We start from the raw sequence: 10,911 nt of genomic DNA on the forward strand, positions 1-10,911 counted from the left end.
GGACACACAGACGGTCGACCTGTCCACTTTTTCGGTTGATCTGATGGACACTCCGCAGACTGCTGATTCCAGCATTTTCAAGGCTCCGGCTGATGTCCATTGTTTTTCTCTTGCGCGTAAGGATTGCACGGCTGCGTAATCGTTGTTGGCGTCGAGCGCGCAGGTGTGCCGCGGCGCGCGAAAGGCTCCCGTCGAGCCATCGACCTCGTGTGGCAGCCGCAGCGACTCCCACGGGACGACTGCGCCAGGACCGCGGACTGCGATCAGGGCGCGCGCCCGCTCGGACAGTGCCGGATGCGCGGCGAAGAACGCTTCGATCCGCCATGCACTCGCCGGGCCGAGCCCGGGGACCGCTTTCCACCACTGACGCCGCCGCGGAATCCGCACTGTGAGGTCCGCCAGCGTCGCAATGTCATATGCACGCAGCACAGAAACGGCGCGAGCCGGCAGCCACAAGCCGATGTCGTCACTGATTTGCGGTGTCGGTGAGCCTGCATATCGCAGGACTTCGATCGCGTCCGCGACCGCCTTCGCTTCCCGGAAACGCTCACCGTCGGCGTGTTCAAAAACAGCGGCGAGATCCGGCCGGCAGGCTTGCCGCGCTAACTTTGCCAGCCGTCGCCGAAGCTCGCCGAGCAGGCCGCGCGCCGACTGTCCTGCCGCGAGTCGATCCGGCACATAGCGCTCCGCGGCTTTGCGAACCGGCATGCCGGCGTACCAGGCGTGCAGCATGGCGAGTTCGTCGGCATCAGGAAAATCGAGGCGGTGCGGTTCAGGCGAAGGTGTCGAGGTCAGGCGCGTTTTCATGACCTGGAGTTTAGTCCAGAAACGTTGCCATAAAGATAAGAAAAGTTATCTTAAGAGCGCAAGTGATTGCTGCCGAAGGTTTGTGAGACCCCGTCGCCCAGGGGGCGTAACGAAACTGTCACCTCCTCCTTATCTGTGTGACCAGTCGAAGGGGCGGGGTGAACTTTTTCGTTACGTCGTTTGATGACATGACGAGCGCCTCGCCCACGGCCTGCCCGTTGATACACGGAATCCAGCACCTGCGACAAAATGCGCGTCGACGGCGTTTTGGAATCCTCTATCCTGTATAGAACAGTGACGCAAAAGGAACACGCTTTAGCGGTCCCCCGTCACAGGGTGCCCGATCGCGCCGAACCCAATTGCGACGGTTGGGCTGTTGACTACTTGCCGCATAGGCGGGAACGCTCAATCGCTGAGGAGACTGAAAATGCTCAGTCCGCATGAGTTTGCAACCTTAATGCTTGTAAAGGAGACACCGGATCGAGAGGATCTGAACCCTGCCGATCTGGATGCGCTGCTCGAGTATCAGCTCATTGCGTTCGAGAAGCTGACGTCGGGGTGTAGGAGGTACCTCAATCTCACAGATCAGGGATATATGATCCTAAGAGCGGCGGCCCGGCAGAGCTGAATCTACCTCCGCCGTGGTCGTCATGCATTCAACTGAACTACAAGCGGCGGGCCGAGGTTCCTTCGCATGAGGTTTTCGTGAATCGAAAGTTGCATCGTTATTAAAAGCTATCCGCAGAGAGTGTTCCTATGCCCGTCTCCGGTCAAATGCAATTTTGCCGTCGCAATCTGGCGAGGGATGTGTGATGTTGGAACTCGACGAACACGATGCCAGGACGAATATATGGCGGGCCCGTGAGAATTCCGGCACATTCACCGAGGAGAGCCTGCGACGCACCGAAACATCTCCGTGTTCAGGGTGCGCACTGCATCATCTTTGCATACCGGCTGGTATCGACCGGGCCGATGTTGACAAGCTCGGCGCTGCGATCCGGGGCGTCCGCTCAGTCAGGCGTGGCCAGCCTTTGTATCGTATGGGCGACACATTCAGGAGCCTCTATTCCGTTCGCGCGGGCTCGTTCAAGTCTATGGTCATGCACCGCGATGGACGGGAGCACGTCACCGCATTCCACCTCGTCGGCGAGACGCTCGGTGTCGACGGAATATGCACGAACCGACATGCATGTGACGTAATCGCGCTCGAAGACAGTCTTGCCTGCATCATGCCTTTCGACTTGATCGAGCTCCTGTGCAGGGAAGTCTCATCCGTACAACGCCATGTACATAAAATCATGAGTGCGGAGATCGTTCGGGAGTCGGGCCTGTTGATGTTGCTTGCCTCGATGAATGCCGATGAGCGCCTCGCGGCATTTCTGCTGAACATCTCCGCGCGGCTGCAGCGGGTTGGCTATTCACCCGCGGAGTTCCATCTCCGTATGACGCGCGAGGAAATGGGCAACTACCTGGGTCTGCAACTTGAGACGGTTAGCCGCGCTCTCTCGAAGTTCCAGAAGGCTGGATTCATCGAGGTGAAGGGCAAGCAGATACACATTGTCGACCGCGGCGGACTCGAACGCATCTGAACCTGTCAGAAGGACATCCGCGGTAACGTGGCATGTGACTGTGGCCGCCCCATCGGCAATTGTTGCAATCTCTCGACGATGCCCACACACAATCAGTTGCCGCTTGAGACATCTACCTCATTCGAAGCGACTGACGCGGATGACGTCATGCAGCACTATCTCTCGCCACCGTGGCGAGCGGCGGATTTTTCCTCCTCGACACGCGCGGTGAAGTCCCGGGCTATTGCGACCGAGCCAAGCACCTCACCCTCGTGATTCTTCACCATCGCGAACGTCATTTCGACGTAAAGCTTCTGACCTGTCTTGCTGATCGCACGAGTCAACGTCGCGCGGCCATGCAGTCTTGTACGACCACTTGTCATCGACGCTTCGAAGCCGCGCCAGTGTGCGGCTCGCAGATGTTCCGGGATGATCAGATCGAGGTTCTGACCTAGCGCCTCAGCGGCACTGTAGCCGAACAGCGCTGCTGCAGTGTGGTTCCAGCGCGCGATGGCACCGGAACGGTCGGCATAGATGACGGCGTCAGCCGTCTGTTCGATTATCCATTCAGCGAGCGCGGACGTTTCTTCCATGATGTCACTCCTGGGCGCTTCAAGGGCGGTGGAACTTTGAGCGGGGACCTGGTCGAGCAATAGGGCATTCACTCGATGCGCAATGGCAACGCAGAAAAGCCAGCCGCTGGATACACGGCGTTCCTGGGGAGGTTTCCCGGGACGAGCGCAATCCAGGCAGTTCGCGCGAGCAGTTCTTCCATGCCAATACGCAGTTCGAGCCGGGCGAGCGGCGCACCCGGACACTCATGAATGCCGGAGCCGTATAGCAGGTTGCTGGCCGGATCGCGGTCGAGCCGGAATTCATCAGGGTCTCCGAAAACCGTCTCGTCCCGGTTCGCGGATGCCCAGATGAGCGTGATACGCTGGCCGGCGGGTACCTCGCGACCGCCGATTCCCGCCGGCCTGGTACTGATGCGGCGGTTGGCGATGAGCGGTGCGCGGATCCGGAGTATTTCGTCGATGGCCTTTGGCAACAATGACGGCTGCGCCCGCAACCGTTGCTGGACATCAGGATGCTCGGCGAGGTAATGAGCGAGAATTCCCACGCACGCCGCAATCGTGCCGAGTTCGCCGACGGTCCAGTTGCGCAGGATGCTGACAATTTCCTCGTCGTGCAGCAGGCGGTCCCCGATCCGCTCACGCAACAGGCTGGTCGTGATGTCGTCTGGTGCGTCCACGCCCGATTCCCGTCGTTGCACCAGCAAACCCTTGATGTAGGTATCAAATTCGACGGCCACCCGGTCGAGAGCCCTTCTGTTGCCCGTCAGTGTAGCTTCCCGGTTTTTGCGGATCCAGCGAAGAAGCGGCGTGCGTAATTCCTCTGGCCAGCCCAGAAATGCGCACTGGATGTTCATCGCAAAGTCCTGCGCGAACCGGGCGATAAATTCGACTTCGTCGCCTCTCGAAAGTCCATTTACCAGACTGGCAGCTATCTCCCGGCACACCGGTTCAAAGACCGCCATCCGCTGCGGGCTGAAATAAGGCTCGATAATGCTTCTGTACTGGCTGTGCTCGGGAGGATCAATGCCATTGGGCACAGAGAGATAGCTCGAGACTGCATTACTGAAAGTTTCAGGATCGTTGAGCACGCGCATGACATCGTCATGGCGGAACAGGGACAGGTTCAGGTAGTCACTATGCGCAACGGGACAGCGGTGTCGCATATCATCATACGCCGCACTCTGATCGTGCATGACATCCTCGGACCTCGGATCCCAATCGTTGGGTGGCTTTTCGTCCATGCTCGTTTCTTCCCTGCTCGTTTCTTCCCTGCTCCCGGCATCAGACGCGGGCAGCTTTGTGGCTTCCCGGGGCGTGGCTTGAACCCGGTCAGCTGCGGGGTGTCCCTCGATTCCGCAACCGCGCAGCTGAACCAATCGTTTCGTGGTGCTCTGAACCGCTTAATGTGAGACACGTCATTGGCGAGGCCCTCACAGTCAATGAGAAATCTGTTCAGGACGGCCCAAATAGCACGGGCTGACCGTGCGAATCAAATGGAATGAACATACCGATGGACCCAGCCTTGATCGATTCCACCATCGAGTTCAACGGCGCCTCGGCGTCTTCAGTCCGGGGCACACACCCGTTTTTTCCCGACAGCGCTGCGACGAAGACGATTTCCCATTCCTGAAGAACCTGTCGCGATTCTTCGAGCAGATCGCTAAACGTGCCGATTTCTTCGGGCGTTTTGTCCACGCACATCAGAGGCGTCAACGCGCCACCCTGACCTGCGTGAAAGCGGGCCTGCTGTTCGGGTGTGCAGTCGTCGGGCAACTCAACCGTGGTAAAGACGAATAACAATCGCTGAGGTTCGGGTTGTTGCCGCGCGACGCGAATCAGCTCATCAAAACTTGAAATACCCATCATCAATCATCCATGTGATGCCGTGTCGGTAGGACACAGTACGTCGGTTGTTCATCCAGTCACTGCGGAGCTGTTCCGTCGATGCGGACCTGTCGCACGCTGGATTGATACAGCAGAATCAGCGACACCCAGACGATGCCATACAGAAACATGAAGCAACTCGAGCGAACGCCAAGCCAGTCGAGAACCACACCGAAAAAGATCGGTAGCAGGAAGCCACCCAGTCCGCCAGCCAGTCCAACGATGCCGGTGACGACGCCCATCTGCTCCGGAAAATCGTCGGCAACGTACTTGAACGTCGACGCCATACCGAACGCGAACACCACGCCAAGAATGAACAGAAGTCCGATGAAAACCGGGACGCCCAGATGGATGTGAAAGCTGCGCGGGCCGTTGACCGTGCTCACCAGGAAAGAGGTGTCCGGGTACGACAACAGGAATAAACATATCCACGCGACCCACAATCCCCACCACGTTACCTTATGCGCACCGAAGCGGTCGGACAGGGTGCCACCCAGCGCGCGCAATACCGATCCGGGCAGCGAAAAGCCGGCGGCTAACGCCGCGGCAGTGACGACCGAAAAGCCGAATTCGCCCTTCAGATATTGTGGAATCCACAGTGATAACGCGGTGAACCCGCCGAAGCAGATCGAATAGTACTGGCAGTACTTCCATATCTTGGGGTTCTTCAGAACCTGGAACTGCCTGTACCATGGCCCCGCCGATTTACCTGCGCCCGGGTCGGTCGCGGAGCCCAGCCAGAATATCAGCGCAGTGACGAGGAGCGCCAGCGCATAGATCTTCGGGACGGCCCGCCAGCCCCATGCTGCCTCCAACGAAGGCGTGACGAAAAGATTCACCGCGGCGCCGACGGTGCCGGCCCCAAAGAAACCCATCGCAAAACCACGTTTTTCGGGCGGAAAGAACCGCGCGACATACGGTGTTCCCACCGCGAACGATGCGCCGACGGCGCCGAGGCACAGGCCAATCGCAAGAAATTGCCAGAACGCCGTCGCGTATGCGATCAGAAAGACCGGGATGGCACAGAGGACGAGCAGTAGCGTCATCACGACGCGACCGCCAAAGCGGTCCGTCCAGACGCCCAACGGCACGCGCAGGAGCGCGCCAGTCAGAACCGGCGTGGCCGTCAGCATGCCGAATTCGGTACTGTTCAGTCCAAGTTCGGTTCGAAGCCCGATGCCGAGTACGCCGAACATCATCCAGACGACAAAGCAGACCAGAAATGCCAAAGTCGTGACACATAGAACCAATATGGGACTTCTTTGTGAACTCATAACGGCTCCATGGCAGGACAAGGCTGACGGTTGCACGCGGACGTCATCGATCAATGTGGGGGCGATGGGCGCGTGCCGAATGCAGATGCCCAGCGTAGATACGCTGCAATCGGCACGGCAAATCACTATTGCAGCAACAGGCCCGGGCGCACATCCAGAGCGATGCCGCCCAGTTCGGCGCTGGATGCCAGCAGGTTCAAATATTGCTGGATCGACTTGTGCCGGACATGCTCGGAGAGATAGCGTTCGATGGTCGCTTTCACCGCTTCAAACGGAAGGGATTCACCCGCGATGCGACGCTCTATCCAGACAATATGGAAGCCATAACGCGTATTGACGAGCCCCGGTAACAGGCCGATGTGCTGGCTGCCGAAAATTGCCGCCTCGAATTCCGGCACGCTCTCGCCGCGGGTCAACTGCCCCAGATTTCCGCCGACCTGCCCGGACGGACAATTGGATAACGTCCGGGCGAGCGCGTCGAACCGGTCGTGGTGCTGCGCGAGCTCACGGTGCGCTTCTTCGGCGCGTGCGCGGACCCGTGTCATCGCTGCCTTTTCGGTCAACGCAAAGAGGATGTGGCGCGCAAAGGCCAGGTCCGGACTGCGGAACTTCTGCATGTTCGCTGCGTAGTAGCGCTGGCATTCTTCGGTGGACGGGACTGGCGTCGTGCATTCCAGTTCCAGCAGATGGTCAATGGTCTCATCGTCGAGATCGGCGCCGTTCGCCAACAGACCTGTTGCAACGGCGCGCTGGGCCAGCAGTTCACGTACGACCAGCGCCCGTCGCGCAGCGTGGTCGGGATCGGGCTCGTCCGCGTGCAACGCGGATTCCGCTGCAATGGCGGCGACTTCGATCACGGCATCGTTGACGCTAAGTACGTCAAGGGTGTTAGGCACGGGTGAAATATCGCGGTTTGCCGACATGGGAAATTCCTCGAGTTAGCGCTTACGGACGATCTGGTGAGGCCGAACCAGGAAACCCAGCGTGGCCATGCCACTCCAGATATGGACGAGGCGGGTGAACGGGGAAATGAGGAAAATCGTAAAGCCGAGCGCGATATGGACTTTGTAGACGAGCGGTGCCTGGATGATGAGATCGGCGGCACCTGGTTGAAACGTGACGACGCCTTTCACGTAGTCGCTCAGAATTTCGAACATCGCGCCGTCCATATGAGCCAAAGACAGTGGAATGGTGGCCAGCCCGAGTGCCAGTTGTAACCACAGTATCGCCAGCACCAGGATGTCCGCATGGGCGCTATTGATGCGAATGCGCGGATCGGACAGGCGTCGGTACAGCAGGATCGACAGTCCGACGATCGCGACGATACCCGCGATGCCGCCCGCCATCACCGCAAGCCATTGATGCTGGGAGGCGTTCAGGAATGGCGACACCATCCAGTGAGGCGCAAGGAATCCTGCGAAGTGGCCGCCGATCACAATCAATACGCCGACGTGGAACAGATTGCTTCCAAGGCGCAGTTGACGGCGTCTGAGCAGTTGCGACGAATCGCTCTTCCAGGTGTACTGCTCGCGATCGAAACGGATCAGGCTGCCGAGCAACCAGATCGCGAGACACACGTACGGATAGATGCCAAACAGCAGTGCGTTGACGAAGTGCTGACTCATGAGGTTTCTCCAGCCGGGATCCTGTTCTCTAATGCGCGGAATGTGAGCATGGAAGTCCGCCGTTTCTGGTTAACGTGACGGTCTTTTGTCATAAAACTGGATTGGCTGGGGCTCCCTGGATAAAGGCGCTTGCGCACCCAGGAAGCTCACCGGCTCCTCCTGCCACTCGCGATCGAGCGCTTCGCCGTCGACCTCGCGCGTCATGGTGGTGTCGCACACGGTCGTATTCGCGTTCGCCAGCGGCGGCTCGCCGGCGAGTGGCAACAATGCCGCAACGGCTGCGAAATACGGTGTTCCGCGCTCAGCCAGACTGGTCGCAATCTGCCGGTTGATATCGGCAATTTCGCCAAGCAGCGCGTGCGCTTGCGCGGGCGTTTCATGAGACAGAAACTCGAGGAAAACCGGCAGGTAGTCGGGTAATTCACCGGCGCCGAGATACAGATCCTTCGCTTCGTACATGGCGAGCAGATCCACCATTGCCTGCCCACGTTCGCGCGACTCGCCGTGAACGTGTTCAAACAGATAGAGCGAAGTGGCCCGGCCACGGTCGAAGATTTCGACGTAGTCTTCCTGCAGATCCAGCAGCGGCCGCGCCGACAATCGGTCGACCAGATCGATCAAGGCCGCGCGCGTGTCCGACGGCAAGCCGGCATGCCCGGCCAGCGCGGCGCGAATCTCGTCGAGCGCTACGATCAGTGTTTGATCGGGATAGTCCAGCAGCGCGCCCAACATGCTGAAAATCAGAAGGTTGTCTTCCATTTATTCACCCGCCGCGCGAATTGGGATTGTCTTGCGTGTCTTGTTGATGCCCTTGCGTCCGCCGAACAGGCTGGTTTCCGTGGTGCCGTCGGAACAGCCGTTGCCGAACGAGAAGCCACATGATGCGCGCAGGTCGAAGGCATCTTCGGCATATTCGCGGTGAGCGGTCGGGATCACGAATCGATCTTCGTAATTGGCAATCGCCAGATACCGATACATCTCGTCGACTTGCGCGCTGCTCAGATCGACTTCGCTGAGCAATTCCGGGCTCTCGCGACGTTCGACATGACGCTCGCGCATGAACGCCCGCATCGCCAGCATTCGCTTGAGGGCAAGCCGAACCGGCGCTTCGCGACCGGCTGTGAGCAGATTGGCCAGATAGCGCAGCGGGATGCGCAGCGAATCGACGTCGGGCAGCAAGCCCTTCATGCCAAGCCGGCCGTCGTTGGTGGCCGAGTTGATCGGCGACAGCGGCGGGACGTACCAGACCATCGGCAAGGTGCGGTATTCGGGGTGAAGCGGAAAAGCGATCTTCCATTCCATCGCCATCTTGTACACCGGTGAATGGCGGGCCGCTTCGAGCCAGTTCTCCGGTACGCCGTCGCGAGCCGCCTGTTCACGCACGACCGGGTCGTTCGGATCCAGGAAGATCGACAGTTGCGCTTCGTACAGGTCCTGTGGGTCCTCGACCGATGCGGCTTCCTCGATCCGGTCTGCGTCGTACAGCAGAACGCCGAGATAGCGGATCCGGCCCACGCAGGTTTCCGAGCACACGGTCGGCTGGCCCGCCTCAATACGCGGATAGCAGAAAATGCACTTCTCCGACTTGCCGCTTTGCCAGTTGTAATAGATCTTCTTGTAAGGACACCCGGACACGCACATCCGCCAACCGCGGCACTTGTCCTGGTCGATCAGAACGATCCCGTCTTCCTCCCGCTTGTAGATCGCGCCGGAGGGGCATGAGGCCACGCATGCGGGATTCAGGCAGTGCTCGCAAAGTCGCGGCAGGTACATCATGAAGGTGTTCTCGAACTCCCCATAGATGTCGGTCTGCACCTGATCGAAGTTGTAGTCCTGCTTACGCTTTTCGAACTCGCCGCCGAGAATTTCTTCCCAGTTCGGGCCCCACTGGATTTTCTCCAGACGTTCGCCAGTAATCAGCGAACGCGGTCGGGCGACCGGCCCGACCTTGACGTCGGGTGCATCGTGCAGATGCGCATAATCAAAGGTGAACGGCTCGTAGTAGTCGTCGATCTCGGGCAGGTTCGGGTTGCCGAAAATATTGGCGAGCACACGCCACTTGCTACCCGCACGAAGCTCGATCTTGCCATTCGTCTTGCGCTTCCAGCCGCCGTTCCAGCGATCCTGGTTTTCCCAGTCCTTCGGATAGCCGACGCCGGGTTTCGTTTCGACATTGTTGAACCACGCGTACTCCATGCCCTCGCGCGAAGTCCAGACGTTCTTGCAGGTGACGGAGCAGGTATGGCAGCCGATGCATTTATCCAGATTCATCACCATACCGATCTGCGCGCGGATTTTCATGGCTTCTCTCCAGTCTCATCATCGGCCATCGCAAGTGTCGGCGCGCCGTGGGCGAGTGTGTGCTGATGACGCGCGGCTTCGGCCGCCGACAGCACCGACGCGGGCGTCGACTCATCCTTCCAGTCGATTATTTGCATCTTGCGGACGATCACAAATTCGTCGCGATTGGAGCCGACGGTGCCGTAATAGTTGAAACCGTAAGAGAGCTGCGCATAGCCACCGATCATGTGCGTCGGTTTCGGCATGACGCGCGTGACCGAATTGTGAATTCCACGGACCCCGGAGACTTCGGAGCCCGGCGTATTGATGATCTTTTCCTGCGCGTGATACATCATCACGGCACCCACCGGAATGCGCTGGCTGACCACGGCGCGAGCGGTCAGTGCACCGTTCAGATTGAACGCCTCGATCCAGTCGTTATCGACCACGCCAATCTTTCTGGCATCGATCTCGGAGATCCAGACGATCGGGCCGCCGCGCGACAGCGTCAGCATCAACAGGTTGTCGGTGTAGGTGCTGTGAATGCCCCACTTCTGATGAGGGGTCAGGAAATTCAGCGCGATTTCCGCGTTTCCGTTTGAGCGGCTGCCGGCCATGCCGGTGGTGCTGCGCGTATCGATCGGCGGCTTGTAGACACACAGCGACTCGCCAAAATCGCGCATCCACTTGTGGTCCTGATATAGCTGCTGGCGTCCGGACAGGGTGCGCCAGGGAATCATCTCATGTACATTCGTATAGCTCGCGCTGTAGGACACATGCTCGGATTCGGGCAATGTCCCACAGACAGTTGAAGGTTGGGACGGCGGGTGCGGCATAGATTATGCGACCTTGCGATCATGGTCAATGTTGGATTTCGAGGGCGAACGCTTCAGGGCGG

Annotated in this window: 11 protein-coding genes and 1 pseudogene; 2 read left to right on the forward strand and 10 right to left on the reverse strand. The window is 59.1% G+C overall.

The window, feature by feature from the left end; all coding sequences use genetic code 11:
• Positions 1-807: phage integrase family protein (locus HV711_RS32315; RefSeq protein WP_175145616.1), on the reverse strand; the 807-nt coding region annotated here is incomplete at its 3' end.
• 427 nt (positions 808-1,234) lie between these two features.
• Between HV711_RS32315 and HV711_RS32320 the strand changes: the two genes are divergently transcribed.
• Positions 1,235-1,435, forward strand: coding sequence for a hypothetical protein (locus HV711_RS32320; RefSeq protein ID WP_035479275.1), 201 nt, complete (start codon positions 1,235-1,237; stop codon positions 1,433-1,435).
• A 184-nt stretch (positions 1,436-1,619) separates the two neighbouring features.
• Positions 1,620-2,396 (forward strand): helix-turn-helix domain-containing protein, encoded by a 777-nt coding sequence (locus HV711_RS32325; protein WP_244142796.1) that lies wholly within the window; start codon positions 1,620-1,622, stop codon positions 2,394-2,396.
• A gap of 155 nt (positions 2,397-2,551) precedes the next feature.
• Here HV711_RS32325 and HV711_RS32330 read toward each other — a convergent pair whose 3' ends face one another.
• From HV711_RS32330 to HV711_RS32370, 9 genes and pseudogenes are all read right to left on the reverse strand, one after another.
• Positions 2,552-2,968, reverse strand: coding sequence for a PAS domain S-box protein (locus tag HV711_RS32330; RefSeq protein ID WP_035479273.1), 417 nt, complete (start codon positions 2,966-2,968; stop codon positions 2,552-2,554).
• A gap of 68 nt (positions 2,969-3,036) precedes the next feature.
• A complete protein-coding gene (locus HV711_RS32335; RefSeq protein ID WP_035479272.1) occupies positions 3,037-4,191 on the reverse strand; it encodes a cytochrome P450 in 1,155 nt (384 codons plus the stop codon).
• 211 nt (positions 4,192-4,402) lie between these two features.
• The gene (locus HV711_RS32340; RefSeq protein WP_035479281.1) at positions 4,403-4,813 is read right to left on the reverse strand and encodes a hypothetical protein; all 411 of its coding nucleotides are present in this window, start codon (positions 4,811-4,813) and stop codon (positions 4,403-4,405) included.
• Positions 4,814-4,872: 59 nt separating this feature from the next.
• Entirely contained in the window at positions 4,873-6,108 is a 1,236-nt protein-coding gene (locus tag HV711_RS32345; RefSeq protein ID WP_051224019.1) for an MFS transporter, read from the reverse strand.
• A gap of 125 nt (positions 6,109-6,233) precedes the next feature.
• Positions 6,234-7,031, reverse strand: a complete 798-nt coding sequence (locus HV711_RS32350) for a peptidylprolyl isomerase (RefSeq protein WP_051224018.1) — start codon at positions 7,029-7,031, stop codon at positions 6,234-6,236.
• Between the two features lie 15 nt (positions 7,032-7,046).
• Positions 7,047-7,733 (reverse strand): respiratory nitrate reductase subunit gamma, encoded by a 687-nt coding sequence (gene narI / locus HV711_RS32355; RefSeq protein WP_035479270.1) that lies wholly within the window; start codon positions 7,731-7,733, stop codon positions 7,047-7,049.
• Between the two features lie 69 nt (positions 7,734-7,802).
• Positions 7,803-8,492: a nitrate reductase molybdenum cofactor assembly chaperone gene (gene narJ, locus HV711_RS32360; protein WP_035479269.1), complete on the reverse strand. Its 690-nt coding sequence runs from the start codon at positions 8,490-8,492 to the stop codon at positions 7,803-7,805.
• Complete coding sequence (gene narH, locus HV711_RS32365) at positions 8,493-10,034, reverse strand: nitrate reductase subunit beta (RefSeq protein WP_035479267.1); 1,542 nt, start codon at positions 10,032-10,034, stop codon at positions 8,493-8,495.
• Positions 10,031-10,801 (reverse strand): annotated as a pseudogene (locus HV711_RS32370) (molybdopterin dinucleotide binding domain-containing protein); the annotation flags it as partial. The gene narH and the pseudogene HV711_RS32370, both read right to left, overlap by 4 nt.
• Between the last annotated feature and the right edge of the window lie 110 nt (positions 10,802-10,911).

It is taken from the genome of Paraburkholderia phenoliruptrix (assembly GCF_902859825.1).
GTDB lineage: Bacteria > Pseudomonadota > Gammaproteobacteria > Burkholderiales > Burkholderiaceae > Paraburkholderia > Paraburkholderia phenoliruptrix.